Source organism: Chitinophaga sp. W2I13 (assembly GCF_050434005.1).
Taxonomy (GTDB): Bacteria; Bacteroidota; Bacteroidia; order Chitinophagales; family Chitinophagaceae; genus Chitinophaga.
This window is the reverse complement of record NZ_JBNPWD010000001.1, coordinates 1-26972: the sequence shown is the minus strand read 5'-3', so window position 1 is coordinate 26972 and position 26972 is coordinate 1. Positions and strand designations below refer to the sequence as shown.

At 47.7% G+C, this 26972-nt stretch carries 18 protein-coding genes; 14 read left to right on the top strand and 4 right to left on the bottom strand.

The features are described 5' to 3' along the window. Window position 1 precedes the first annotated feature (1 nt). The gene (thrA, locus tag QFZ48_RS00090; protein WP_429060552.1) at window positions 2-2446 is read right to left on the bottom strand and encodes a bifunctional aspartate kinase/homoserine dehydrogenase I; all 2445 of its coding nucleotides are present in this window, start codon (window positions 2444-2446) and stop codon (window positions 2-4) included. Between the two features lie 792 nt (window positions 2447-3238). On the opposite strand from thrA, the gene QFZ48_RS00085 reads away from it, so the two are divergent. The 14 genes from QFZ48_RS00085 (at window position 3239) to QFZ48_RS00020 (ending at window position 23396) form a co-directional block, all read left to right on the top strand. Beyond that, window positions 3239-4396 carry a homogentisate 1,2-dioxygenase gene (locus QFZ48_RS00085; protein ID WP_429046640.1) on the top strand — a complete coding sequence of 386 codons (1158 nt, stop codon included), beginning with the start codon at window positions 3239-3241 and terminating at the stop codon, window positions 4394-4396. A 49-nt stretch (window positions 4397-4445) separates the two neighbouring features. Next, on the top strand, window positions 4446-5576 hold the full coding sequence (gene hppD / locus QFZ48_RS00080) for a 4-hydroxyphenylpyruvate dioxygenase (protein WP_429060550.1): 1131 nt from the start codon (window positions 4446-4448) through the stop codon (window positions 5574-5576). A gap of 862 nt (window positions 5577-6438) precedes the next feature. Further along, on the top strand, window positions 6439-7272 hold the full coding sequence (locus QFZ48_RS00075; protein WP_429046644.1) for a hypothetical protein: 834 nt from the start codon (window positions 6439-6441) through the stop codon (window positions 7270-7272). A gap of 263 nt (window positions 7273-7535) precedes the next feature. Further along, window positions 7536-8285 (top strand): L,D-transpeptidase family protein, encoded by a 750-nt coding sequence (locus tag QFZ48_RS00070; RefSeq protein WP_429046646.1) that lies wholly within the window; start codon window positions 7536-7538, stop codon window positions 8283-8285. Window positions 8286-8464: 179 nt separating this feature from the next. Then, window positions 8465-9040 (top strand): gluconate 2-dehydrogenase subunit 3 family protein, encoded by a 576-nt coding sequence (locus tag QFZ48_RS00065; RefSeq protein ID WP_429046648.1) that lies wholly within the window; start codon window positions 8465-8467, stop codon window positions 9038-9040. A gap of 30 nt (window positions 9041-9070) precedes the next feature. Continuing rightward, window positions 9071-10768: a GMC oxidoreductase gene (locus tag QFZ48_RS00060; RefSeq protein WP_429046650.1), complete on the top strand. Its 1698-nt coding sequence runs from the start codon at window positions 9071-9073 to the stop codon at window positions 10766-10768. A gap of 80 nt (window positions 10769-10848) precedes the next feature. Then, window positions 10849-12546, top strand: a complete 1698-nt coding sequence (locus tag QFZ48_RS00055) for a GMC oxidoreductase (RefSeq protein ID WP_429046652.1) — start codon at window positions 10849-10851, stop codon at window positions 12544-12546. A gap of 289 nt (window positions 12547-12835) precedes the next feature. Continuing rightward, complete coding sequence (locus QFZ48_RS00050; RefSeq protein ID WP_429046654.1) at window positions 12836-13420, top strand: RNA polymerase sigma factor; 585 nt, start codon at window positions 12836-12838, stop codon at window positions 13418-13420. Window positions 13421-13484: 64 nt separating this feature from the next. Then, entirely contained in the window at window positions 13485-14429 is a 945-nt protein-coding gene (locus QFZ48_RS00045; protein WP_429060548.1) for a FecR family protein, read from the top strand. Between the two features lie 47 nt (window positions 14430-14476). Then, a complete protein-coding gene (locus tag QFZ48_RS00040; RefSeq protein WP_429060546.1) occupies window positions 14477-17824 on the top strand; it encodes a SusC/RagA family TonB-linked outer membrane protein in 3348 nt (1115 codons plus the stop codon). Window positions 17825-17877: 53 nt separating this feature from the next. Next, the gene (locus tag QFZ48_RS00035) at window positions 17878-19668 is read left to right on the top strand and encodes a RagB/SusD family nutrient uptake outer membrane protein (protein ID WP_429046660.1); all 1791 of its coding nucleotides are present in this window, start codon (window positions 17878-17880) and stop codon (window positions 19666-19668) included. 29 nt (window positions 19669-19697) lie between these two features. Further along, entirely contained in the window at window positions 19698-20663 is a 966-nt protein-coding gene (locus QFZ48_RS00030; protein WP_429060544.1) for a BT_3987 domain-containing protein, read from the top strand. Window positions 20664-20665: 2 nt separating this feature from the next. Further along, window positions 20666-21505, top strand: coding sequence for an endonuclease/exonuclease/phosphatase family protein (locus tag QFZ48_RS00025; RefSeq protein ID WP_429060542.1), 840 nt, complete (start codon window positions 20666-20668; stop codon window positions 21503-21505). 79 nt (window positions 21506-21584) lie between these two features. Then, window positions 21585-23396 (top strand): glycoside hydrolase family 35 protein, encoded by a 1812-nt coding sequence (locus QFZ48_RS00020; protein WP_429060540.1) that lies wholly within the window; start codon window positions 21585-21587, stop codon window positions 23394-23396. A gap of 54 nt (window positions 23397-23450) precedes the next feature. Here QFZ48_RS00020 and QFZ48_RS00015 read toward each other — a convergent pair whose 3' ends face one another. The 3 genes from QFZ48_RS00015 to QFZ48_RS00005 form a co-directional block, all read right to left on the bottom strand. Then, the gene (locus QFZ48_RS00015; RefSeq protein ID WP_429060539.1) at window positions 23451-24074 is read right to left on the bottom strand and encodes a GLPGLI family protein; all 624 of its coding nucleotides are present in this window, start codon (window positions 24072-24074) and stop codon (window positions 23451-23453) included. Window positions 24075-24099: 25 nt separating this feature from the next. Further along, window positions 24100-26607, bottom strand: coding sequence for an outer membrane beta-barrel protein (locus tag QFZ48_RS00010; RefSeq protein ID WP_429060537.1), 2508 nt, complete (start codon window positions 26605-26607; stop codon window positions 24100-24102). 81 nt (window positions 26608-26688) lie between these two features. After that, window positions 26689-26972 (bottom strand): winged helix-turn-helix domain-containing protein (locus QFZ48_RS00005; RefSeq protein WP_429060536.1); only part of this gene is annotated, 284 nt, incomplete at its 5' end.

Sequence of the window (26972 nt, the reverse complement as noted above, 5' to 3'; positions counted from 1 at the left end):
TTTACAATCTGGCGCTCCGGATGATGTCTGCAAAGATGCCGGAGGCGGTAACATCTGCTCCTGCGCCCGCGCCCTTTACGATCAGTGGCTGGTCTTTATACCTGCTGGTAGTGTACAGCACAATATTGTCCTTCCCTTCCAGTTTAAAGAACGGATGATCGGGGGCTACGCTTTGCAGGCCCACGGAGGCTTTCCCATCTTCATAGCGGGCCACGAACTTCAGGCGTTTACCTTCAGCCTCTGCGGTTTCGCGCAGTCCCTGGAAGTGAGCGGCGTGTACATCCAGCTCTTCGTAGAAGGCGGGTACAGAAGGGGCGTCGAGGCATTCGGCGGGCAGGAATGAGTAGTTGGTGATTTCATCCATTTCAATGGCGGCGCCGCTTTCACGGGCCAGGATGAGGATCTTTCTCATAACGTCCTTACCACTGAGATCGATGCGCGGATCTGGTTCGGTGTAGCCTTCGTCCTGCGCGGCTTTTACTACTTCACGGAAACTGGTGCCATTTAAGAAATGGTTGAATACGAAGTTGAGGCTGCCGGACAGCACGGCTTCGATGCTGTGTACTTTGTCGCCGCTGCGGATCAGGTCATTCAGTGTATTGATGACCGGTAGTCCTGCTCCCACGTTGGTTTCAAACAGGAAGGAGGCGTTGTATTTGCGGGCGAGGTCCTTCAGTTGTTTATAATAAGCATAGTCTGATGAGCAGGCAATTTTATTGCAGGTAACTACGGAGATACCGTGTTGCAGGAACTCGTGGTATACAGCTGCAATGTCGCTGCTGGCAGTATTATCCACGAATACGCTGTTGCGGAGGTTCAGGTTTTTTATCTGCTGCACGAAATCGGCGGTGCTGATATGTTTGGCCTGCTCCAGTTGTTCGCGCCACTCACGTAAGGTGATGCCGGTTTCGCTGATGAGGGTGTGGCGGCTGTTGGCCAGGCCGGTTACCCGGATCTGCAAACCCAGCTCGTGCTGGAGGTAATATTGTTGTTGTTCCAGTTGTTCCAGCAGTTTGCTGCCCACATTTCCTGCGCCGGCGATAAAGAGGTTCACCTGTTTGAGGGGTGTTTCAAAAAAGGTTTCGTGCATAACGTTCAGCGCTTTTTTGATATCGGCTTTGTTGATCACCGCGGAGATATTTTTCTCGGTAGATCCCTGTGCGATGGCCCTTACGTTCACCCCGTTCCTGCCCAGGGTGCCAAAGAGCTTACCGCTGGTGCCGTGATGGTTTTTCATTTTATCTCCCACTACAGCCACAATGCAGAGGTCTTTTTCCACCAGGAGGGGTTCAATGCGTTTTTCGCTTATCTCCTGTGCAAACTCACTGTCCACCGCAGTTTTGGCTTTCAGCATGTCTGTTTCATGAATACCTACAGTGATAGAGTGTTCAGATGAGCTTTGTGTAATAAGAATTACGTTGATGCGTTCCCGTAAGAGTGACTCAAACAACCGTTTGGAGAAGCCGGGGATGCCCACCATGCCGCTTCCTTCGAGGGTGAGCAGGGCGATGTTGGGAATGCCGGAGATGCCTGTTACCGGGAAGCTGCGGTCGGCGCTGTCCTGTATGAGGGTGCCATGATCTTCGGGGGCAAAAGTATTTTTGATCCAGATGGGTATGCGTTTACTCATCACCGGCTGGATAGTAGGGGGATAAATGACTTTGGCGCCAAAATGCGACAGCTCCATTGCTTCCACATAAGAAATGTGTGAGATGGGAATAGCCTGTGACACCATGCGCGGGTCGGCGGTCATCATGCCGCTCACATCTGTCCAGATATCAAGTACGGTGGCGTTAACGGCGGCCGCCACGATGGCGGCGGTGTAGTCGGAGCCGCCGCGTCCGAGGGTGGTGGTTTCACCATCGGGGGTAGCGGCTACAAAGCCTGGCAGTACTACATAATCGGCGGGCGACTGTGCAAAGAACTGCATAATATGGTGATTGGTGGCAACAAAGTTAACGGTGGCGTGGCCGAAGTGATTATCTGTTACAATGAGTTCGCGGCTGTCTTTGCAGGTAGCGGAGAATCCCTGCTGTTTTAGCTTTTCAGCGACGATAACACAGGACATCAGTTCGCCGTAGCTCATGATTTTATCCAGGGTACGCGGACTGAGTTCTGCAACCTGGAAGATGCCGTCGCAGAGGTTTTCGAGGGTGTTGAGTTTTTTCTTCAGCTGGCTGATTTGCCCGCTTTGTGCGGTGATAGGGAATAATTCACGGATGGTATCGAGATGCCGTGCTTCAATTTCCTGTAATATACTTTTATAGTCTTCGTTGCCTTGCTCCGCGAGTTGTCCGCAGCGTATAAGCTTATCCGTTACCCCGCCGAGAGCAGATACGACGATGGCATATTTACCGGCCGGTTTATATTGTTTGAGGATGTTGCAAACCTGTTCTATTGCTTTGGCGCTTCCCACTGAAGTGCCGCCAAATTTTAATACTTGCATATGGAAAATTTATACGTAGATAAGTCCGGGTCCTCCCGGTTATGTACCACCCTTGTGGTCGTTGGATAATATGTGAAAACTAACCCCGCAGTGGGGTTGTAATAATGGTGGTCGTTGTCGCCATAGTGTCCGCTATCCGCCTGGAGGCAGAAACCGAAGAGAACTGGTATGTGTAGAACGGTATCACTATTGGAATATGACGATTGTGTAACAAAAGTCTACAATTACACTGGTAAATAAAAGTGCAGTGGCGATTTTTAGAAATGTTTTAAATTTAGGGTCGTTTGTTGATTTTTGATACTTATTATGGTTATTTTTTAGAATTATATTCAAAATATAAATAAGATAGTTGCGATTTCATAATTCCTGACATTGGACAAAATGGTTGTTTTATGACAATTATGTGACTGATAATTGCCCGTGACAAAAATCATTTTGGAATCACAGTTTTTCCTTACCTTAGTCGCCTAAACAATTGCCACTTGTCCATTTCACTGAAATATACAAGCAATAGTCAGCTTAACTACTACTTTCTCATGGCCACGCTTGCCATGGATTCGACTTTGGCATAACCTTTCCCAACGGCCGCTACCGGCCATCCTTCGTATTTATATACCGTAACTTTGTAATAGTATTCAGTTGCTATTCCTGCGCATGTGTATCTTAATTTTTTGCTGCCATCAGCAGGTTGCACTGTATCATATAAATATGGATCGTACACCAGTACAATGAATCATACACCCATTCAATCTTTTAATTGTACACCAGAACAATTTTTTCAAACCACCTGTCATGCCACATTATTATAAACTAGGACAAATACCGCATAAGCGCCATACCCAGTTCCGCAAACCGGACGGCCAGCTGTATTCGGAGCAGTTGTTTTCTACAGAAGGATTCTCTTCCCACTCCAGCCTGTTGTATCACTGTCACCCCCCTACGGAGATTGTAAAAGTAGATGAACCCTATTCCGTTGCACCAAAGGTGGCGGAAGAAAAGATGCTGAAGCACCGGAGCTTCATGGGGTTTAATATTAAACCGGAAGACGACTTCTTGGAAAGCCGCAAAGCAGTATTGGTAAACAGTGATCTTCATATTGTACTGGCATCGCCCCGCAAAAGCATGGAAGGATATTTTTACAAGAATGCGGATGCGGATGAAATGATCTTCGTGCATGAAGGAAGCGGTGTATTGAAAACACAATACGGCCAGCTGGAATTTGGCTATGGCGATTACCTGGTGGTTCCCCGCGGTACTATTTACCAGATCACTTTTAATACGGAAGATAACCGCCTGTTTATAGTGGAATCGTTTAGTCCTATCCGTTATCCAAAAAGATACCTGAGCAAATATGGACAATTACTGGAGCATTCCCCTTACTGCGAGCGGGATATCCGGCAGCCGCAGCACCTGGAAACCATTGATGAGGAAGGCGATTTCCTCATTCGTATAAAAAAGAAAGGGGTGATCTATCCCATTCATTATAAACATCATCCCTTCGACGTAATTGGCTGGGATGGATGTGAATACCCGTTTGCCTTTTCCATCCACGACTTTGAACCAATCACCGGGCGGGTACACCAGCCGCCACCAGTGCATCAAACCTTTGAAGGGAACAACTTTGTAGTATGTTCCTTTTGTCCGCGGTTATTTGATTATCACCCGCAGTCAATCCCTGCGCCGTATAATCATAGTAACATCGACAGTGATGAGGTATTATATTATGTAGACGGCGATTTTATGAGCCGTAAGCATGTGGTGCGGGGGATGATCACTTTACATCCTGCGGGCATCCCGCATGGGCCTCACCCCGGAGCCGTGGAAAAAAGTATCGGCGCAAAAGAAACAAAAGAGCTGGCAGTGATGGTAGATACCTTTCACCCTTTGCAGATCACCGAAGCAGCATTGGGTATTGAAGATGGCAGCTACGTCATGAGCTGGGCAGAATAAATGATTCACAAAAACCAACCAACTTATAAAACCAAAACAATTGAATGTTATGGAAACAGCATTAGTGAATGCGGACAACTTAACCGGTCAGCAGGACTTTTTACCACTCAATGGTACCGACTACGTAGAGTTTTATGTAGGCAACGCCAAGCAGGCGGCACATTATTACAAAACTGCTTTCGGCTTTCAGTCGGTGGCTTATGCCGGTCCTGAAACCGGTGTAAAAGACAGGGTTTCCTATGTGCTGGTGCAAAACAAACTGCGCTTTGTACTCACCACCTCCCTGTTGCCCGATACCGAAATTGCCCGTCACGTTGCCAAACATGGCGATGGTGTGAAAGTACTGGCCCTGTGGGTAGACGACGCCCGGTCGGCTTACGAAGAAACCGTGAAACGGGGCGCCACGCCTTACCTGGAGCCGGTTACAGAGAAGGATGAATTTGGCACAGTAGTGCGGAGTGGTATCCATACCTACGGCGACACCGTGCATCTTTTTATAGAACGTAAAAACTATAAAGGATTGTTTATGCCGGGTTACAAGGAATGGAAAACGAATTACAGTCCAACAGATACCGGCCTGTTATATGTAGATCATTGCGTGGGTAATGTGGGCTGGAATGAGATGAATACCTGGGTTGGATTTTACGAGCGCGTGATGGGTTTCAGGAACCTGATCTCTTTCGACGACAGCGATATTTCCACCGAATATTCTGCCTTGATGAGCAAGGTAATGAGTAACGGCAACGGCCGTGTGAAATTCCCCATCAACGAACCCGCCGAAGGAAAGAAGAAATCACAAATTGAAGAATACCTTGATTTCTACGGCGGACCCGGTGTTCAGCACGTGGCCATTGCCACCAACGACATCGTGAACACGGTGACTGAACTGCAAAACAGGGGCGTGGAATTCCTCACGGTGCCACCGGTTTACTATGAAACCCTGCTGGACAGGGTGGGTAAGATTGATGAGGACATTGCGCCGTTACAAAAGCTGGGCATCCTGGTAGACCGCGATGATGAAGGCTACCTGTTGCAGATCTTCACCAAGCCTATCCAGGACCGGCCAACGGTATTCTTCGAAATTATTCAGCGCAAGGGTGCGCAATCTTTTGGTAAAGGCAACTTCAAGGCTTTGTTTGAATCTATAGAAAGAGAACAGGCACTGCGCGGCAATTTATAATGCGCCGCGTAGGTTGTCTTACTCAGGATTAAACTTATTACACTGATTACGCTGATTTGATCACTTTTTGATTTTAAAAGATTTGGGGAGATATAAGTGTAAGTTGATTTTATTTTTTTGAGTTTTTTAGATTAAAAGATCAGGGAAGATAGAAGCGGAATATGCGCTTTTATCTTCCCTGATCTTTTAAATCTAAAAAAATGCAGGTGTTGTCTTTTTGCCTGATTATGTTTATCTTTATAATATGCCTAAAGCGTTGATATCCAGGTTCTTTTTCTGAGGAACCTGTCTAAAGAATATCTTAAAACCCGCTCTGGCGCATTGATGCACAATACGTTACCGATCAAGTCCACGTCACCTCCACATTAACAGCAAATCAAAAGCACATATAAAGCAAATGCGAAGCATGTGCAAAGCATGTGCAAAGCATATACAAAGCAGATGTAAGGCATGGGCTATTCCGTCTTCACGTCAGCTTTTTTAAATACCCATCTCCCAAAGAAAAAAGTAAAATCGCAATCAGGCAGAAAGACAAGCTACGCTTATATCTTCCCGAATCCTTTAAAAAATCCCAAAAGTAAAATCCAGGTAATCAGTAAAATCAGCGTAATCCTGAGAAAGACAACCTACGCTAACATCTCCCCAAATCCTTTAAAAATCAAAAGTGATCAAATTAGCGTAATCAGTGTAATAAGTTTAATCCTGAGTAAGACAACCTACGCATGCGAATGTTAACGATATGTAAATAACTTGTTATTTTAAACCAACTTGTCAAAATGCGCGTATATATTGCGTCTTTTCCCACATTAGCCACACTTTAGTTATTTTTATACAGTATATTTATATTTAATATTTGTAACCTATGCACACAACTTCCATAGCCCGCAGGGCTATCTATGCCGCTTTGGTGACATCGTTCACCATCCTTACTGCTTTCCGTAGCGAAGGCAACCATATCAGCTTCCGTAATGGTGGCGATCAGCAAACTTACCTGCACAAGGTGGTATCGCCCGCAGGACAAACAACGGTGGAATATAACCCCGACAAATCCATTCGCCGGATCATACAGCTGCGGAAATCGGAAAATGCTACCTACAGCGATGTCCAGCTGCCGGTATATGAAAATGGCCGCCTGGTGAAGTGCCTGTCGGCTGCCGATGAAAAAGCCGTTACCGGCGATCCTTACCTGTCGTTTGAGTACAGCAGCGACAAGGTGTCCAGGATCAGTTATTACCGCGACAACGCCGTGTATTCCTATGATTCCCTGGCGTATGATGCCAGTGGCAAAATAGCCCGGCGCTACCAGTTTGGCCATAATGGCGCCAAAGCAGCGTGGGAAAACAGCGGATACCTGGAGTATACCTGGAATCAGGAAGGAGACGTGGAACGGATGGATACCTATGGCAAACAGCCGGGATACAGCAAGTTTGTGTATACCTCTTCTGTTAGCTACACCTACGACCGCATGCGGAACCCGCAGCAGCTGCAACCAGAGCTGGGTATCCTGCTGGATGGCGGTGGCGGAAGCCTCTCGGCCCACAACGTGCTCACCGAAAACATTAGCAGTCCCAACACTTCCAGGGTGATCACCAACACCTATACCTACGCCTATAACGGGAAGTACCCCGTGCGCGCCACTTTCAGCTCCGGCATGGACGAGACTACCATAAAACTGGAATGGATAAAGCTACAGTAAAGCAATAAACGTGTAACTTTACAATATTAAAATAAGAGTTCCGTTTTTATGAGGATGCAAACGCTGTTCGGTGTATTGTTTTTGTTAGGTGGGATTTTCCAGGCCTTTACGGCGATATTGATCTATCAGGGGCACAAACACTATATTTTAAAGATAGCCAACAGGAAAGTGAGTATGGTGATATATTTTATTTTTGCCCTGTTATTGTTTTATCTTGCTTATATAAACCTGGTATAAATATTAAAATTTTGTTGAATAATATTATGAAGCGACTTGTTGTAATCGTCCTGATTTTGTTGGGTGCAGGTAAAATTTTTGCCCAGCAATCTTTCCTCGACAACCAGAAAATGTTTCCCAAAGTAGGGGAGGCATACCGTGAAAAAGAGGAGTTGCTGAAAAAAGAATTCGAAAAGAAGGGCCTTGCCTACCCTGCAAGATATATGTTTGTCCGTTCCTTCAAACTGGACAGCGAAATGGAGATCTGGGTGAAAAATAACCCCCAGGACACTTTCCGTTTGTTCAAATCTTACCGGGTGTGTACACTTTCCGGTAAAATGGGACCCAAGCGTAAGGAAGGGGACCGCCAGGTGCCGGAAGGATTCTATTATATCAACGATTTTAACCCGAACAGCAACTATCACCTGTCGCTGGGTATCAACTACCCGAATTTCTCCGACCGCATCCTGAGCGATCCGAAGAACCCCGGTGGTGAAATCTATATCCACGGCAACTGCATCACCGTAGGTTGTATTCCCTTAACCGATGAATTCATTGATGAGGTATACATTTTGGCAGTAAATGCAAAGAACGCAGGACAGGATTTCATACCGGTGCATGTATTCCCCGTGAAGTTCGGCAACCCCGGTTCCATGAACTACCTGGGCACTTTTACCATGACCGACAGCTCTTCCAAACAATTCTGGGCAGAACTCCGGTCGGCTTATGATTATTTCGAAAAACACCACCGCCTGCCGGTTGTACTGGTAGACGACAAAGGAAAATATATCCTGTAACAGTTGCCACACTGTACAGGCCGATGGGTAGATGGAAGTCGCATTACAGACTTACATCTACCCATCTTCTTTTTTACTTCTTCCTATTTTTAGCCGCTCATGCATATTTCACCCCTGTTTATTTGGTTTTTAGAAGAATTTTTTCCAACTTGTTCGAAGGTCAAATCAACTTACTATTTATGCACAGAAGAGACGCAATAAGGAATGTGGCGATTTTGTTGGGTACTGCCATTTCCGCTTCCACGTTATCAGCTTTAGAAAGCTGCACAGGTTCTGGTCCTAAGAACTACGATCTTCATAAGCCGGAAACCAAAGCTTTGCTGGCGGAGATAGCGGAAACCATCATACCCAGAACCAGCACTCCTGGAGCAAAAGATGCCAAAGTAGAAGACTTTATCATTGTAATGATGAACGATTGTTACAAGAAAGAAGATCAGCAGGCATTCCTCGATGGGTTGTCAAAAATCAATGAGGCAAGTGAGAAGCAATTCAAAAAAGGCTTCATGGACATTACACCGGAACAGCGCACCGAGCTCCTCACAGGGATTGAAAAAGAGCGCGTAGACTACAACAAGCGTAAAGATAAAAAAGAAGGAGATCCTACCCATTATTTCCAGTACCTGAAAGAATTAACCCTGCTGGGTTATTTCACCTCCGAACCGGGTGCCACCAAAGCGTTGCGCTATGTTCCCGTTCCGGGCAAGTACGAAGGTTGTACTCCTTACACCAAAGGAGAAAAAGCCTGGGCAGTGTAATCTTCTCTTTACTTTTTAAAACTGAATTAAATGAACCTGAATATAAAAGCACAGGCTGAAAATACTTATGATGCCATCGTAATTGGCTCAGGTGTGAGTGGTGGATGGGCAGCCAAAGAACTGACAGAAAAAGGCCTGAAAGTACTCATGCTGGATCGTGGTAAACCACTGGAACATGTGAAAGACTATGAAACGGCCACCAAAGATCCGTGGGAATTTAAACACCGCGGCCGTATCACGGTAGATCAGCGCGAAACACATCCTAAACTGAGCCGCGACTACCCCTACAGTGAACACAACGAAAAATACTGGATCAACGATTCCGAAAGTCCATATAATGAAGTAAAACGTTTCGACTGGTACCGCCCGGATATCGTGGGTGGTAAATCCATTATGTGGGGCCGTCAGTCGTACCGCCTGAGCGATATTGATTTTGAAGCCAACCTGAAAGATGGCATTGCGGTGGACTGGCCTATCCGTTATAAAGACATTGCCCCCTGGTACGATTACGTAGAAAAATTTGCCGGTATCAGCGGTACCCGCGAAGGTCTCCCACAACTGCCTGATGGCCAGTTTATGCCCGCCATGGAAATGAACTGCGTGGAAAAAGATCTGAAGGCCAGCGTAGAAGGAAAATTCAAAGGCCGTAACATTACGATGGGTCGCGTAGCCAACATCACCCAACCGCTTCCTGGTCGTGAGAAATGCCAGTATCGTAACCTCTGCAGCCGCGGATGCCCGTTTGGCGCTTACTTCAGCACACAATCTTCCACGCTGCCGGCAGCAAGAGCTACCGGTAACCTCACACTTCGCCCTGATTCCATTGTAAATTCCATCATCTATGATGAAAAGCAAGGCAAGGCAACAGGTGTAAAAGTGATAGATAAGCACACCAAAGAAATGGTGGAATACTATGCGAAGGTCATCTTCATCAATGGTTCTACCCTCGGTTCTACCTTTGTAATGATGAACTCCACTTCTTCCCGCTTCCCGAACGGACTGGGTAACGACAGCGGCGTACTGGGCAAATACCTGATGGATCACCATTTCCGTACAGGCGCTTCCGGTACTGCAGAAGGATATGAAGATAAATACTATTTCGGCCGCCGTGCCAACGGGATTTATGTTCCCCGTTACCGCAACATCGGCGACGATAAACGTGATTATATCCGCGGATTTGGTTACCAGGGTGGCGCCAGCCGCTCAGGATGGAGCCGCGGTATTGCCGAAATGGGCGTGGGTAAAGACTTCAAGGAAATGATCACCGAACCCGGTCAGTGGAGCATTGGCTTAGGTGGTTTCGGTGAATGTTTGCCTTATGAAGCCAACCAGGTAACCCTGGATACCTCCGTGAAAGATGCATGGGGCCAGCCTGTACTGAAATTCGATGCAGAGTTCAAGGAGAACGAAAAGAAAATGCGCGTAGACATGATGAATGATGCCGCAGAAATGCTGGAAGCAGCAGGTATTAAAAACGTGAAAACATACGACAACGGATCTTATCCGGGTATGGCCATTCACGAAATGGGTACCGCACGTATGGGCCGCGATCCTAAAACATCTGTGCTCAACGGCTTTAACCAGATGCATGCGGTGAAGAACGTTTTTGTAACAGATGGTGCGGCTATGACCTCCGCCTCCTGTGTAAATCCTTCTCTCACCTATATGGCGTTAACTGCCCGCGCAGTAGATTATGCCGTGAAAGAACTGAAGAAAGGCAATATTTAAAAATACAATAGGTGCGTAGCGGTCAGGGATAGCTTTTCAGAAGCTCATTCCTGGCCGCTTGCGGCTTTAAACACAACGATATGAACCTGAATATAAAGGCAGAGAAGGAAAATACGTATGATGCCATCGTAGTGGGCTCCGGTATCAGCGGCGGATGGGCTGCCAAAGAACTCAGTGAAAAAGGACTGAAAACGCTGGTATTGGAAAGAGGCCGCAATGTAGAGCACATCAAGGACTACACTACCGCGATGAAAGCGCCGTGGGAATTTGCTCATCATCTCAATACCTCCAATGAAATGCGGGAGAAGCACCCCATCCAGAGCCGTTGCTATGCTTTTGATGAAGGCACGCAGCAGTTTTGGGTAAATGATATTGAGAACCCCTATAACGAAATAAAGCCCTTCAACTGGCTGCGTGGATACCAGGTAGGCGGCCGATCCCTCATGTGGGGCCGGCAGGTGTACCGCTGGAGCGACCTGGACTTTGAAGCCAACGCGAAAGATGGTCATGGTGTTGACTGGCCTATCCGCTACAAAGATATTGCCCCCTGGTACAAATATGTGGAAGAATATATCGGTGTAAGCGGCCAGGCGGAAGGCCTGCCACAGCTGCCCGACGGCGTTTTCCTGCCGCCAATGGAAATGAACTGCCTGGAGAAGCATGTTGCGGCACGCGTCAAAGAGAAGTATAACGACCGTATCCTGACCATAGGTCGCGTGGCGCATCTCACAAAAGGATTAAAGGACCGTGGTCCGTGCCAGTACCGTAACCTGTGCGCCCGCGGATGTCCGTTTACCGGTTACTTCAGCAGCAACGGCGTTACCCTGCCTGCTGCCGCCAAAACAGGTAATATGACCCTGCGTCCGGATTCCATTGTACTGGAAGTATTATATGATAAAGATAAAAGTAAAGCTACCGGTGTAAGAGTGATGGATTCCCATACCCTGAAAACGGTAGAATACTATGCTGATATTATTTTCCTGAACGGTTCCACATTAGGTACCAGCTGGATCATGCTCAATTCGGTGTCAGACCGGTTCCCGGATGGATTTGGCAACGACAGCGGACAACTGGGGCATAACCTCATGGATCATCATTATGGCGTAGGCGCCGGCGGCGATTATGAAGGTTTTGAAGACCAGTATTACAGTAGCGGCCGCAGACCCAACGGCATTTATATTCCCCGTTTCCGTAACACCAACGCCAACACCATGCAAAAAGACTATGTGCGTGGCTTTGGCTACCAGGGCGGCGCAGGAAGGGGCCGTGGCACCAGCATGGAGGGTATCGGCGTTCAGTTGAAAGAAGCCCAGGGTGAACCTGGCAAATGGAGCATGGGCATAGGTTCCTGGGGTGAGCACCTGCCTTATTTTGAAAATAAGGTAGTGCTGAATAAAAATAAGAAAGACAAATACGGATTGCCTACACTTGATATCGACTGCGAATTTAAAGGCAATGAGATGGCCATGCGCAAGGATATGCAGGCCAGTGCAATAGAAATGCTGGAAGCAGCAGGATTGAAAAATGTGCATGGCTACGACGGTGCGCCTCCTCCGGGACATTGCATTCATGAAATGGGAACCGCCCGCATGGGTAAAGATCCCAAAACATCTGTACTGAATGGTTTTAACCAGGTACACGCCGCTAAAAATGTATATGTAACAGATGGCGCCTGCATGACGTCTTCCTCCTGTGTGAATCCTTCTATTACTTATATGGCGCTTACTGCGCGGGCATGTGATCATGCCGTTAAGGAACTGAAGAAAGGAAATATTTAAACAGCGCAAAAGGGAAACCAGCTTACCGGTTTCCCTTTTGTTTTTAGCAGGCATACTGCAAAGATTACCGTTGACCCCGAACAATCCCCGGAGTAGTAATTAGCAACCGGCCACTGACCTGTATATTTTAATAAAAGAGATCACCGGAATTTCTTTCTCCACAAGATTATTTTTATTAATATTGATGGACGTAAAATTCCACCAGACGAACAATGAAAATTATAGACTGCACGCTGTTAATCATATGATAACCTTACGTTAACAATGGCTTATTAATTTTGTCTCCTGCATGGACAATACAACTATTCTTATTTCACCTTTCCTGTTGCGCCGTTTCCGTGAAGGCGACGAAGAAGCACTGCGTTCTTTACTGGATCTGCTGGGCCCGCGCGTTTTAGGCTATTGCAGGAAAAAGGTGGGTATTGAGGAAGATGCAGAAGAATTACTGCTGGACATTTTCCTCAAACTCTGGCATTTCCGCGCAAAGCTGGATGAGACTGCTGATATACAGGTATTGCTATTCACGATCGCAAGAAATCATATCCTGAATTTTATCCGCAATAAAGTCAGCCGCCGGCTAATGACTACGGATCCTGAGAATGCCTTATTGCAGCCGGCCGACAGTATTTTACACCGGCTGGATTATAATGAACTGTACAAGCAATACCAGGGCGTGCTGGACTCGCTGGGCGATAAGCAGCGGGCTGTGTTCCGTATGAGCAGGGAAGAAGGATTATCGCACCGTGAAATCGCTGATAAACTGGGTATCTCCATACGTACTGTAGAAGCGCACATCCACAGCAGTCTGAAAGTAATAAAAGCTGAGCTGAAAGATTCCTATATTTTGCTGCTGATATTATTCTTCCTGAAATAATTTTTTTCTTCCACTAAGTAGCCTCCTTTTTTTTAGTGTATATGTAGGTAGAAGTGAACTGTATATGATGAAACCCGATGCCGGCCTGTTACAGGAGCTGATAGAAAAAGTACAACATAATACTGCCAGCCAGAAGGAGCTCCGGTTGCTTTTACAGTTGCTCGAAGAAAACAACCAGGGCGACCTGATGCCGCCTGAAGAATGGTTTCAAAGCGAGCCGGAACCACTATCTGCCGGATTGAAAAATAAAGTAGTGAACATGGCGCTGCAAAGAAATATCCGCGGCGGTCATTTCCGCCGCTGGTTGCCCTATGCGGCCATGCTGCTGGTATTGCTGGGGCTGATGATACTATGGCCCCGTCATGAGCCGTCGTATACCACCATTGCTGCCGGCGACGGAGAAATAAAACGTATAGTGCTTCCCGATAGTTCCGCGGTGATATTAAACGCCCGGTCGGTGATCCGTTACAGCGAAGCATATACCGGCACATCCAGGGAGGTAATGCTGGATGGCGAGGCTTTTTTTGAGATACATCCCGACCGCCAGGCCCCTTTTATCGTACACACCGGGCATGTACAAACGCAGGTATTGGGAACCTCTTTTAATGTGAAGCATTATCCCGGCGAAAAGCTGGTAGTGGGCGTTGTCACGGGAAAAGTAAAAGTAATGGCGGCTGAAGGTCAACAGGCCATATTGGAACAAGGCAGCAAAGTAAGTTACGACAGCGCCAGCAACGGTTTCACCAGGTTCAGGGAAGAACCGCATAAAATGAACTCCTGGCAGCAGGGAATTATCACGATGGATAATCTTACCCTGAAGGAAGTTACCACCGTGCTGGAAAGATGGTACAGTGTACGTATTGTGCTGGGCACACCGGAAATGGGGCGGCATGTATTGTCCGGGCAACAGGCCAATACTTCGCTGGAATCTGTGCTGGAATCCATTTGTTTTATTTATCATCTGCAATATCATCGCCAGGGAAATATAATCCGTATAGATAAAAAATAAACCGCTAATCCTGTTTTAATACATACTACGCTAACAAAACCTAACGTATGATCCTAATTTTATTATCCGCTTCACGCGGCCTGAAAAGGGCCGTGAGGGTCGTTCTGTGCTCATTCCTGGCGGCAGCCGTTTATATGGCGCCGCTACACGCACAGGAACAGGACCCCAAAACACAAACAGTCACCATCCAGCTGAAAGATGCCACGGTGACCACCCTCTTTCGCGCCATTGAAAAACAAACCACTTTCCGTTTCCTGTATGATAAGTCACTGGAAGCTTTTGGAAAGAAGTTAACCGTGAACTATAAGAATATGGCAGTTGCCAAACTGTTACAGGATCTGGAAGGCCGTACCGGTTTGCAGTTCAGAACTTCCGGCCAGAATATTTCAGTAGCTACAAAAGAAGCGCCTCCTGCCGTTAATATTGCAGCCGCAGGCAAAAGGGAAATCACCGGTGTAGTGGTGGATTCTACTGGTCAGCCGATGGTAGGCGTAACCGTTGCCATTAAAGGCACCCGTCTGGGCACGGGTACCGACGGCAACGGTAAGTTTATTTTATCAGTAGATGATAACGCAGTGCTGGTTTTTAGTTTGATGGGATTCCGTAAGCAGGAAATACCGGTACAGCGGAAAAACAAAATAGACGTAGTGTTGGAGGAAGCATCTTCCGCGCTGGAAGAAGTAGTGGTAGTGGGTTTTGGTGAGCAGAAAAAAATCAGCCTGGTGGGCGCGCAGGCCACTATTACCCCCAAAGAACTCAAGCAGCCGGTATCCAACCTTACACAGTCGCTCGGTGGCCGCGTAGCAGGAATGGTATCCGTACAACGCAGCGGGGAATTAGGTTACAACGATGCCAATATTTACATCCGCGGCATTTCCACTTTTACGCAGGGCTTCAGCGCACCGCTCACATTGGTGGACGGTGTGCCCAGGAGTATTTCCAATGTAGACCCTGAAGACATTGAAAGTTTTTCTGTACTCAAAGATGCTTCCGCTACCGCAGTATACGGCGTGCGCGGCGCCAACGGCGTTATATTGATCACCACCAAAGGAGGTAAGCCAGGTAAGCCCGCCTATAACCTGCGTTATACAGAAGGCATCACCCAGTTTACCAAATTGCCTTCGTTTGCAGACGGCCCTACCTATATGAAATTATCAAACGAAGCGCTGACCACCCGTGGCAGCGCGCCGGTGTATTCTGACGAGGCTATCCGGAAAACCGCCGATGGCAGTGATCCTTACCTGTATCCTAATGTGGACTGGTTTAAAGAACTTTTCCGCAACAATGGAAAAGTACGAAATGCGAACGCCAATATCAGCGGCGGTTCAGAAAAAGCGGTATACTATATCGGTCTTGGTTACTACGATGAGCTGGGAATGTATAAAACAGATGAACTCACCAAATACAATTCCTCTATTTTTCTGAAACGGTATAACGTTACTTCCAATATCACCCTGAAGCCTTCCGCCACTACTACTGTTAAGCTAGGCATACAAGGTTACCTGAGTAATGTAAACCTGCCCACTACCGGCGTATCCGATATTTTTACGGATGCATATTTTATGACGCCGGTGCAGATTCCAACCCGTTACCCGGATGGTAAAGTGGCAGACGTGCGTTCCGGCGGTTTGTCCAATCCCTGGGCAAGCCTTACCCAGGGTGGTTATGCCAACCAGTGGAGAAGCCAGGTGTACTCTAATCTGCGCCTCACGCAGGAGCTGCCCTTCCTTACTAAAGGATTATCTGTAACGGGTATGTTTTCATTCGACGCCTATAACTATACCAGCAACCGCTATACGAAAATACCGGACACCTGGCTGGCCACCGGCCGGGATGCCGATGGTAACCTGGTGTTTGACCAGGTGGCCATTGGTACAGAGTTTCTCCAGTATACAAAAAGTAACCAGGGCGAACGCACCTTCTACTCTGAATTTGGACTCAACTATAACAGGAGTTTTGGTAAGCACGATGTATCCGGTATGTTGCTCTATAATCGCAGTGATAAAGCCAATACCTATGCGGCCGACCTGGAAACATCATTGCCTTACCGGTTCCAGGGACTGGCGGGGCGTTTCACCTACGGTTTCCGCAGCCGGTATTTTGCAGAAATAAATTTTGGATATAACGGATCGGAAAACTTTTACCCCGATCAGCGTTATGGCCTTTTTCCTTCCGCAGGCCTGGGCTGGGTAGTATCTGAAGAGAATTTCTTCTCCGGTATTAAAAATACAGTATCACTTTTTAAGATCCGCTTTTCGCATGGTATCGTAGGCAATAGCAACATCGACGGCAGAAGATTTGCCTACCTGGCAACCGTAGCCAATACCAGCGATTATTATTTTGGAAAGAACATCAACCAGAAATTTACCGGTAAGGAAATCGGTGAATATGCCGTGGATGTACAATGGGAAACCTCCCGCAAAACCAACCTGGGCTTTGATATCGGGCTACTGCATGATAATCTCACGTTGCAGGTGGATCTTTTCCGGGAATACCGCAGCGGCATTTTCCTGCGCCGGAAATCGTTACCGGGTTATATAGGGATGATCAACGCGCCGTTTGGTAATGTGGGTATTATTGACAACAAAGGAATAGATGCATCCGTCACCTATAACCGCCGCTTCGGCGACTTCTCCCTGCAGCTGCTGGGCAATTTTACTTATAACAGGAATAAAGTAGTGGAGAATGATGATCCCAGCTGGAAGTATCCCTGGCTGGACCGCAAAGGGCTGCGCGTAGGACAGCGGTTCGGGTACATCGCACTCGGACTTTTTGAAAGCGATAAGGAAGTACAGAACTCACCCAGGCAAACAGGCGATGTGCGGGCCGGCGATATTAAATACAAAGACATCAACGGCGACGGCGTGATCGATTCCTATGATCAGGCGCCTATCGGATATGGCGATGTTCCTGAAATGGTATATGGCTTCGGTTTTACACTCGGCTACAAAGCGTTTGGGCTGTCGGCCCTTTTCCAGGGCGCCGCTCATGTGGATGTACTGCTGAACGGTGAAGGCACCATGCCTTTCCAGCAGGGACTGAGCCGCGGAAATTTATTCAGCAATATCAACGACCGGTGGACCGAAGAAAATCCACGCCAGGACGTTTTTTATCCCCGCCTGATGGCAGGATCACTGAATGATAACTATGCCGCCAGTACCTGGTGGATAAAGAACAGCGACTATATCCGGTTAAAGACTTTACAGCTAAGTTATAACCTGCCCGCTGCCTGGATGAAACGCGCGAAACTTAAATCCGCCAACATCTTCCTGCAAGGGGTAAACATCCTCACTTTCTCACCGTTTAAGCTCTGGGATGTAGAGGTAGGCAATGGAAGAGGCGCCTCTTATTCAAGTACTAAATCATATTCTGCCGGCGTTGCCGTCAACTTCTGATAACAACGATCATTCCTAAACATTATAATTCTCTCCGGATGAAAATAAAAAAGATGGTTCACATTTTACTGGTCGGCGTTTCTTTACAAACGGCTTCCTGTAACAGTAACTTCCTTGACCAGGTTCCCAGCGACCGTATCACTATTGAGCAGGTATTTAACCGAAGAAGATATTCTGAAGAATACCTTGCTAATATTTACGTTACCATTCCCAATGAAGCCTACCGCAATACCTGCGCCTGGGAAGGATGTTCAGATGATGCAGATATTACCTACGACCGGCCCGGTTCCGGTTATAACACCTATCCCATGAACCTGGGTAACTGGAGTGCGGCATCCGATTACATGAACAACTGGACTAAATTCTACCAGGGTGTCCGTTCGGCTACTTATTTTATGCAGCATATTGATGGGAATAAAGAGATACTGGCGCTGCCTAACGGCCAGGATCTTATTGACCAATATAAAGCCGAGGCGCGTTTCCTGCGGGCGTTCTTTTATTACGGTATTATCCGTCAATATGGCCCCGCTATTATTCTGGGGGATATCCCGATTGCGGGCGACCTGGCGCCTACCGATGAAGAGATGCAAAAGCCACGGAATTCGTACGACGAATGTGTTAACTACATTGTATCAGAGCTGGACCTCGCCGCGCAGAAACTTCCCAAACATTTTACCGCACAGGGCGAAAATGATTATGGCCGCGCCACACAGGCCGCATGCAAAGCTTTTAAAAGCAGGGTGCTGTTACTGGCGGCAAGTCCGCAGTTCAACGGTAACCCCGACTACGCCGGCTTCCGCAACCTGGATGGCAAACAGCTGGTAAGCGCGCAATATGATCGTGAAAAATGGAAACGTGCCGCCGATGCCGCCAAAGATGTAATGACCGGTTTCAGTTTCTCCCTGTACCGTAAGAATGATACCAGCGGAAACTTTGATCCTTATCTCTCTACCCGCGATGTATTCCTGGATCCCTGGAATTCGGAAGTGATTTTCACCAGGACTTCTAACGGGCTGAAAGACTGGGAACGTTCCGTAACACCCCGTTTAGCCAGCGGATACGCCGCGGTGGCTGTTACGCAGCAACTGGTAGATGAATTTGAAATGGAAAATGGAAAAGGGATCTATGAATCCGGATCGGGTTATAAAGAAACCGGTTTTTCTTCTACTGCTACTAAATATACAACTGCCGGTACCTATAACATGTATGTAAACAGGGAACCCCGGTTTTATGTAAATGTTAGTTACAATGGCAGTCTCTGGATCAATAAAAGCGAAGGCAATAAAGTGATTGAAACTTTCTTCACCGGCAATACCGGTAAGAAAGGATCGTGGGACTTTCCGCGTACCGGCTACATCGCCCGGAAAAACGTGCATCCCGACAGTAATCCCAGGATCACCCAGTATGTGGCCAGGCCTTTTATACTGATTCGTTATGCGGAAATATTACTGAACTATATCGAAGCATTGAACGAGTACGAGCCTGGTAACCCGGATATCCTTAAATACCTGAACGAAATCCGTAACAGGGCCGGCGTACCTGATGTTGCAGGTGGGCTGGGACAGGCCGCCATGCGCGCAAAGATCAGGCATGAAAGGAGAGTGGAACTGGCATTGGAAAGCCTCCGTTACTTCGATACCCGCCGCTGGAAGATCGCTGAACAAACCGATGGCGGAAACTTCTACGGCATGAACGTAGACGCAGGTACCAAACTTACCGACCAGGTTTTTTATCAAAGAACCATATTTGAGCGGAGGGTTTTCCTGAAGAATTATTACCTGTTCCCTATTCCTCAATCGGAAATAGACCGTGACAGAAAGCTGGTACAAAATCCAGGCTGGTAAATTATTTCCTGATGATCAATATTAGAAAAATGAAGATAAAATTATTGATATTATCGCTTGCTGCGGCCACTGCCTGGAGCGGTTGCCGGAACAACAGTGCCGAACTGGAAAATATATCCGACAGCACCGCTGTTGTGTACATGCCACAGGCAGTTATTGCTCCCGCAGTGTATTCATTTGAAATATCCGGAAAGGGCGACAGTATTGTTTATGGCGCCTGTTATGGCGGGCCGCATTCACCGGCATCTGATATAAATGTAAAATTCAAAGTAGATGCTTCGCTGACAGATCATTTCAACACTAACAACTTTACCAGTTACCCGGTATTACCCGAGGGTAGCTATGAGCTGGAACAGTCTTCCGCCACAATCCCGGCAGGGAGATTCAGCACGGCGCCGTTAAACCTGGTAGTGCATATGGATAAACTGGATGGCGTAGGCAGCTACCTGTTGCCGGTGACTATTGAAACCAGCATGAAAGTAAATGAGAAGCTACGCACTGCTTACTTCCTGATCAGCGGGCGTTATGCTGCCAATCCGTTTCCTATGCTGGATCGCAGCAACTGGAATATTACCGGCTTCTCATCGGAGGAAACCACCGGCGAAGGGGCAGCCAACGGCCATGCTATCCACGCGCTGGATGGCGATACAGCCACCTTCTGGAGCACCCGGTGGAAAGCGTCGAAGCCCGGCCCTCCGCATTATATTACCATTGATACACAGGTGGAACAAAAGATACACGGTATCAGTATTACTGGCCGGACAGATAAAAATACCGGGGAGGTAAAGGCTACCGGCAACCCCAAAAATATTATCGTGGAGTTGAGCCGCGACGGCGCCACCTGGAACTATGCCGAATCCTTTACACTGGCCAATGATAAAGTAAGCACCGTTTACCTGGCGTATGCGCAGTGGGCCAGGTTTGTGAAACTGACCGTGAACACCAGCCAGGGAGATATCTACCTGACGCATATTGCGGAGATCAACGCCTTTTGATGATGAGAAAGATATTTTGGTTGATAGGCTTAGCCAGCTGCCTGTTGTCCTGTGGCAAGCGGGAAACAGTAAATACTTCACCGGAAGAACCGGCGCGTCCGAAAACAATGGTAAGAGTGATGACTTATAACATTTACGGCGCCCGGGCTTCTTCCGGTCCGCCGGCCAACCTGGAGGCCCTGGCCAAAGTGATCAACCAGGAAAAGCCGGACCTGGTGGCACTGCAGGAAGTAGATGTGTATACCCGTCGTACCGGTGTGAACGTTCACCAGGCAGCAGAACTGGCAAAGCTTACAGGAATGGACTGGTACTTTACAAAAGCAATGGATGTAACCGGAGGAGAGTATGGCGATGCCGTGCTTTCGCGGTTACCCATTCTTGAACGGAAACGCTATGCCTTGCCGGTGGCACCGGATATAGGTGGCGAGTTCCGGACAATGGCTATGATCCGCGTGAAAAAAGACGGCCGGGAATTTTATTTTGCATCCACTCATCTCGACCACCTGGCGCAGGAAGACAGCCGTTTATTACAGGCAGCGGAATTAAAAAAGGCAGTAACGGAACTGGGGAAGCCATTGATATTGGGCGGGGATTTTAATGCTATTCCCGCATCGCAGACCATAGGCATTATGCGGAGTTTCATGAACCTGGGCTGCCTCCAGCAATGTCCGCTTACTTTTCCTTCAGATAAGCCGGATCGCACCATTGATTACATCATGACCACCCCGGTAAACCGCTTCTCAGTAACCCGGTATAATAATATCGGCGGTTATGACGAGGTGTTGAAAGTGTATGTATCAGACCACCGGGCCATAGTAGCGGATATCAGTGTTCAGGAGTAAAGCCAGGCGTCTTATAAAAAATATTTCCAATCAAATATTTTGGTGTATTTTGTACGCTTATCTGCAACTTATTTGAACAATGAAGAAAGTAATCCTAAGCGGCATGCTGGCGCTATCCTGTTGGACGGGGCAGGCAGTGCAGGCGCAAAACAAACATTCTTTTGCATTAAGTAAAACTGATTTTATGCTGGATGGCAAACCCTTCCAGATGATCAGCGGAGAGATGCACCCGGCCCGTATACCACACGAATACTGGCGTCACCGCATTCAGATGGCGAAGGCAATGGGTTGTAATACCATTGCGGCATATGTGTTCTGGAACTATCACGAACCGGTGAAAGGCCAGTTTGATTTCAGTACCGGTAATCACAACATTGCGGAATTTATTAAAATAGCCCAGGAAGAAGGCATGTGGGTATTACTGCGCCCCGGTCCCTATGTGTGTGCAGAATGGGAATTTGGTGGTTTGCCTCCTTACCTCCTGCAAACACCGGATATAAAGGTGCGCTGTATGGATCCGCGCTATATAGCCGCGGTATCCACCTACGTAGATCGTTTGGCGGCAGAAATAAAGCCGTTGCTGGTAACTAACGGCGGACCGGTAGTAATGGTGCAGATTGAAAATGAATACGGCAGTTACGGTAACGATAAAGAATATTTAAATACGCTGAAAGATATGTGGGTAAAGAATGGCATCAATGTTCCATTCTACACGGCCGATGGCGCTACCGCCTATATGCTGGAAGCAGGAGGCGTGGAAGGCGCCGCCATCGGGCTCGACTCCGGCGGATCGGAAGCTGATTTCGCCGCCGCCAAAAAACAAAACCCCAATGTACCCGCCTTCAGCAGCGAATCTTACCCGGGTTGGTTAACCCACTGGGGCGAACAATGGCAACGGCCGGGCATAGACGGCATTTCGAAGGAAGTGAAATTCCTGATGGATACCAAACGTTCATTCAACCTGTATGTGATTCATGGCGGTACCAACTTCGGCTATACTGCCGGCGCAAATTCCGGCGGAAAGGGCTATGAACCCGATGTAACCAGCTACGACTATGATGCGCCTATCAATGAGCAGGGAAATGCGACGCCTAAATACCAGGCATTGCGTCAGCTGATCGGTTCCTATCTCCCGAAGGGCAAAAAATTACCTGCCATACCAAAGCCTGTTCCGGCCATTACAATTCCTGAATTTAATCTTACCCCATTCACTTCGGTATGGGATCATTTACCACAGCCGGTTAAATCCCCGCAGCCAAAGCCATTTGAAGCCTATGGGCAGGACTATGGCTTTATGGTGTATAAAACCACGCTGATAGGACATAAAAGCGGCAAGCTGAGTGTAAAAGACCTGCACGACTATGCAACCGTGTTTCTCAATGGCAAGTACATCGGGAAAATTGACCGCCGGCTTGGGGAGAAAACAATTGATCTGCCGGTAAGCGATGTGAAAGATCCCGAACTGGAAATCCTCGTTGAGGGCATGGGCCGCATCAACTTTGCAGAAGCGCTGATTGACCGTAAAGGAATCACAGATCGTGTAGTCCTGAACGGTATGACGCTGATGAACTGGGAAGTGTACAGCCTGCCTATGACGGAAAAATTCGTACAGGAACTGAGCGCTTCTTCCGGTAACGCTGCTAAACCCGGCCAGTTTTTTAAAGCCACTTTTAACCTGGATAAACCCGGTGATACCTACATCGATATGTCGGGATATAAGAAAGGAATTGTTTGGGTAAACGGTCACAATCTTGGCCGCTACTGGGAAATAGGACCGCAGAAAAATCTGTACTGTCCTGCTCCATGGCTAAAGAAAGGCGCCAATGAAATTGTAGTGTTTGATTTGCACCAGGAAACAGCTGCACCGGTAAAGGGAGTAGTGAGTTTATAATATTTTTTTTGAGAAGGAAACGCAGCGGGATCATCTCCCGCTGCGTTTTTTTATTTAACGGCTGATGGCTAACTCTTCGTCCCTGATGGGCATAAATTCAATCGCGGTTGCCATGAAACTCATTTTCCTGTGCTGCATTTCCAGTACCACGCCTTTGTCGGTGAACATGCCAATAGGACTGCCTGCATGTAACGGCAGGGCAGTGGTGTACCATATTGTGGTGGAATCTTTTTTATTAACGAGGATAAGCTGCTGGCAGGGATAACCGAGGATTTCCTTTGTTGCGCCGGTGGCAATGCTTTCGCCTTTACGTATGTCTAACGGCGCTTCTTTCAGTTTGCCATTTTTCTTTGCCCATTGTTTTTTACTGTCGAGATCCACATACAATTCATCCCCGTTATCAGACTGAATGTTTACGTTTACTTCCACGTCGTCTCCTTCCTTTTTCTGGTTAGCGTTATAGAATGTTTTGAAACGCTGTTTGTTAAACCACAATGACGCGTCCTGCGTAGCAGTTTCGGGAATCATGTCTTTGTATTGCATTTGTTCCGGCTTCAGGTTAGCGTGCAGGTTCATGGTAAGCGTATAGCTTATTTTTCCGCTGCTTTTGTCCTGCGCAGCCGCTGGCATATAAGCAGCGGCCAGTAATACAAATGTTAAGATGGAAGTTGTTTTCATGATAATATATATTTAGTGAGATGAATTACTTTTTTTTGAAAGAGCGGAGCTGGTAAACAAGGCTTGCCATGAAATACTGCCCCAGCATGTTGTTCCGCTGATCTTCCGTATATCCGCCCCGCACCATCCGCATCACATTTTTGTTTTGCCGCAGCAAATCGGTGGCGGCTACTTTCAGTGTATACTTTTTGCCTATGTTTTTGCTGAGGGAAGCATTCCATAACAGGGCGGTGGTGTTATAGTTGTTACTGAGGCCGGAGGTGGTGTAACCTGTCCATTCGCTTTCTGCCTGCATGTTCCAGGGAAGCGTAGCGACAGCGGACAGATCGTAGTTAAACAACCAGTAGGGTTTTTGCAGCATTGTGGTGTTGTTCCAGGCAGTGTTGAGGTGCGCTGAAATATTCAGGAATGCCGCAGGATAGTAATTAAAGCTGATATCGGGCGCCACGCTGTATTGCCGGTTGTTGCGTTGTATGCTGTTGAATAGCGATGGATAGGCATTGTAAGCCAGCTGCAGACCATAGGTGATACCTGATCCTTCGTCGTCTGTTTTAAAAAAGTGCTGGAATGATACATTCGTGTTGGCGTATCCGTTAGCATTAATAGTGGTGATCAGTTGTTTACCGCTGCTGTCTGTAACGGCATAGTCAGTAAACTGGCGGGCTACTATGCTGCCATTCGCCATAATATTGGTATAACTGCCGTTATCCGCGTTTGTGAAAAGATAAGATGCACGTATACTGCGCCTGATAGCCGGTTTCAGAGCAGGGTTTCCCTGGCGCACATACATCGGATCACTGATATCGGGGAGGGACTGTAGCTGCGAAATGGCAGGTAGCTGAACGCTGGTCTGGTAATCGACGCTGATTTTGCGTGCCGGAGAAAACTGGTACCGGGCGTTGATACGGGGCAGCAGGTTATGATAGGTGTTATTCACCTGGTAGTGCTGTACCCGCGAATTACTTTGCTGCCAGTTGATTTGCAGTGCTGCTTCCGCGGTGTAACTAAAACGCTTATACTTTGCGGACACCGCCACAGCGGGTGTGCTGCGGGTGTTGGTTGTGGAGAAGTCGTCGTGGTAGCGTTCATCGGGCAATGTGTATTGTTGTTGCACCGGATCAAAGCTGAATGCGGTTTGTTGTTGCCGGGTATTGCTGTAGAAGAAGTTTTCACTGATCAGCAACGTATGTGTGCGTGATAACGGCAGGGTATATACGAATTGATTATTTACCGAAAAGCCATGGCCCTGTATCCGGAGCTGTTGATTAATGGTATCTGTGCGGGGTATTTTAATGTTATAGATATTGTTGAGGGAGATATTTCGTACCTGGTTATTGTTTTCCAGCCAGGCGGGAGTTACGGTGAGTGATAAGGTGTGCCGTTCTTGCCGGAATTTGTGCCGGAAAAGAATATCGGTGGCCGACTGCCAGCTGCTGGCATTGCTTTCATGGTATTGGGTGCCGTTGTTCAGCAATTGTGTTTGCGCTTCATTCAGGGAGCGATAGGAGAGTTGATTGACACCGGAAGACTGGATGCTGTTGAATACCGGGGAGATTTTAATACTGTTCTGTGCATTTACAGGTATATCGATGCTGGCATTTACGCGGTGGTTATTATTGATATCTGTTTGATGGCCTTGCTGGTAGTAGTGATAACTGGTGTCGGGGAGTTGATAAAACCGGTGGTTATCATAATTATTCCGTGATGCGAACCGGTTAAAGAAATAGCTGCTGCGCAGAGCGGTGTTGTTGCTAAAGTCGTTGTTAAAGTTCACGCCGCCGTACTGGGTATTGTTTAATCCTGTGGGATTAGAGAGCTGCGCCAGTTCCTCCGGGTTATCTGCTGTTGCCTGTACGCCTTTCATTTTAAGGATTTCGGCCATTGCGTAGGAAGGAAGCTGGTCAAATATTTCGGGGTTGCTGCCGGCGAGGCGAAGCAGTTCGCCTGCGCTGAAGCCCGACTTATTTACGTTGTTGGCTTTGAATAAAAGAGAGAGCTGTTTATCACCGGCGAAGCTGTTAACGTTTACCCCGGCCTCATAGCGTTCATGGGTGCCACCGCCCGCTGAAGCATTGCCAAAGTATCCTTTTTTCATTTCTTTTTTGGTAACGATGTTGATGGTTTTGGTGCTGTTACCATCGTCGATGCCGGTAAAGGCGGCCTGGTCGCTTTTCTTATCCAGCACCTGGATTTTGGCGACCATGTTGGCCGGGAGATTACGGGTGGCGATGGCGGGGTCGTTGCCAAAGAATTCTTTTCCGTCTACCAATACTTTTAGTACAGTTTCACCCTGGGCGATGATGTTGCCGGCGCGGTCTACCCGGACACCGGGCAGCTTGCGCAGCAGTTCTTCCACTACGGCATTGTCTTTTGTTTTGTAGCGCGCGGCATCATATTCCAGGGTATCTCCTTTCGCGCGGATGTCTGCTTTACCTTTTATAACTACTTCCTTCAGTTGTTTGGTGGCCTGTGCATGGCTGCTGACAGCCGCTGCCAGCAGGGTACAAAGAAGGATCGCTGCTTTTTGTATCATCGTTTGTAATTGAACGATACGAAAGTAGGATCATCGTGTACACGTAACCGTTAACGAACCTGAGTATAGTGTGAATGATTGTTAAAAGACGAGCTTATATCCCTGTCCTCTTACATTGATAAGTTGCACGGTGGCGTCGTGTTGCAGGTATCTCCGGAGTTTGCTGATATATACATCCATGTTACGGGCATTGAAAAAATTATCATCGCCCCATAATTCCAGCAGCATGCTTTTCCGGTGGGTGGTGGTGTTGGGGCGTTCTGCCAGCATGCGCAGCATATCTGCTTCCCGGAGGGAGAGCCGGATGGTAGCTGCTTCATGTTTCAGTTCCTGGCGGTTATGATCAAAAACATATTGGCCGATGC

Bases quoted from the DNA above. Each gene is read 5' to 3' on its own strand.
- QFZ48_RS00040 (WP_429060546.1), top strand. From the start codon at position 14,477: ATGATCCTAATTTTATTATCCGCTTCACGCGGCCTGAAAAGGGCCGTG.
- QFZ48_RS00055 (WP_429046652.1), top strand. From the start codon at position 10,849: ATGAACCTGAATATAAAGGCAGAGAAGGAAAATACGTATGATGCCATC.
- QFZ48_RS00050 (WP_429046654.1), top strand. From the start codon at position 12,836: ATGGACAATACAACTATTCTTATTTCACCTTTCCTGTTGCGCCGTTTC.
- QFZ48_RS00020 (WP_429060540.1), top strand. From the start codon at position 21,585: ATGAAGAAAGTAATCCTAAGCGGCATGCTGGCGCTATCCTGTTGGACG.
- QFZ48_RS00070 (WP_429046646.1), top strand. From the start codon at position 7,536: ATGAAGCGACTTGTTGTAATCGTCCTGATTTTGTTGGGTGCAGGTAAA.
- QFZ48_RS00045 (WP_429060548.1), top strand. From the start codon at position 13,485: ATGATGAAACCCGATGCCGGCCTGTTACAGGAGCTGATAGAAAAAGTA.
- QFZ48_RS00065 (WP_429046648.1), top strand. From the start codon at position 8,465: ATGCACAGAAGAGACGCAATAAGGAATGTGGCGATTTTGTTGGGTACT.
- QFZ48_RS00060 (WP_429046650.1), top strand. From the start codon at position 9,071: ATGAACCTGAATATAAAAGCACAGGCTGAAAATACTTATGATGCCATC.
- QFZ48_RS00010 (WP_429060537.1), bottom strand. From the start codon at position 26,607: ATGATACAAAAAGCAGCGATCCTTCTTTGTACCCTGCTGGCAGCGGCT.
- QFZ48_RS00035 (WP_429046660.1), top strand. From the start codon at position 17,878: ATGGTTCACATTTTACTGGTCGGCGTTTCTTTACAAACGGCTTCCTGT.
- QFZ48_RS00025 (WP_429060542.1), top strand. From the start codon at position 20,666: ATGAGAAAGATATTTTGGTTGATAGGCTTAGCCAGCTGCCTGTTGTCC.
- QFZ48_RS00015 (WP_429060539.1), bottom strand. From the start codon at position 24,074: ATGAAAACAACTTCCATCTTAACATTTGTATTACTGGCCGCTGCTTAT.
- thrA (WP_429060552.1), bottom strand. From the start codon at position 2,446: ATGCAAGTATTAAAATTTGGCGGCACTTCAGTGGGAAGCGCCAAAGCA.
- QFZ48_RS00030 (WP_429060544.1), top strand. From the start codon at position 19,698: ATGAAGATAAAATTATTGATATTATCGCTTGCTGCGGCCACTGCCTGG.
- QFZ48_RS00085 (WP_429046640.1), top strand. From the start codon at position 3,239: ATGCCACATTATTATAAACTAGGACAAATACCGCATAAGCGCCATACC.
- QFZ48_RS00075 (WP_429046644.1), top strand. From the start codon at position 6,439: ATGCACACAACTTCCATAGCCCGCAGGGCTATCTATGCCGCTTTGGTG.
- hppD (WP_429060550.1), top strand. From the start codon at position 4,446: ATGGAAACAGCATTAGTGAATGCGGACAACTTAACCGGTCAGCAGGAC.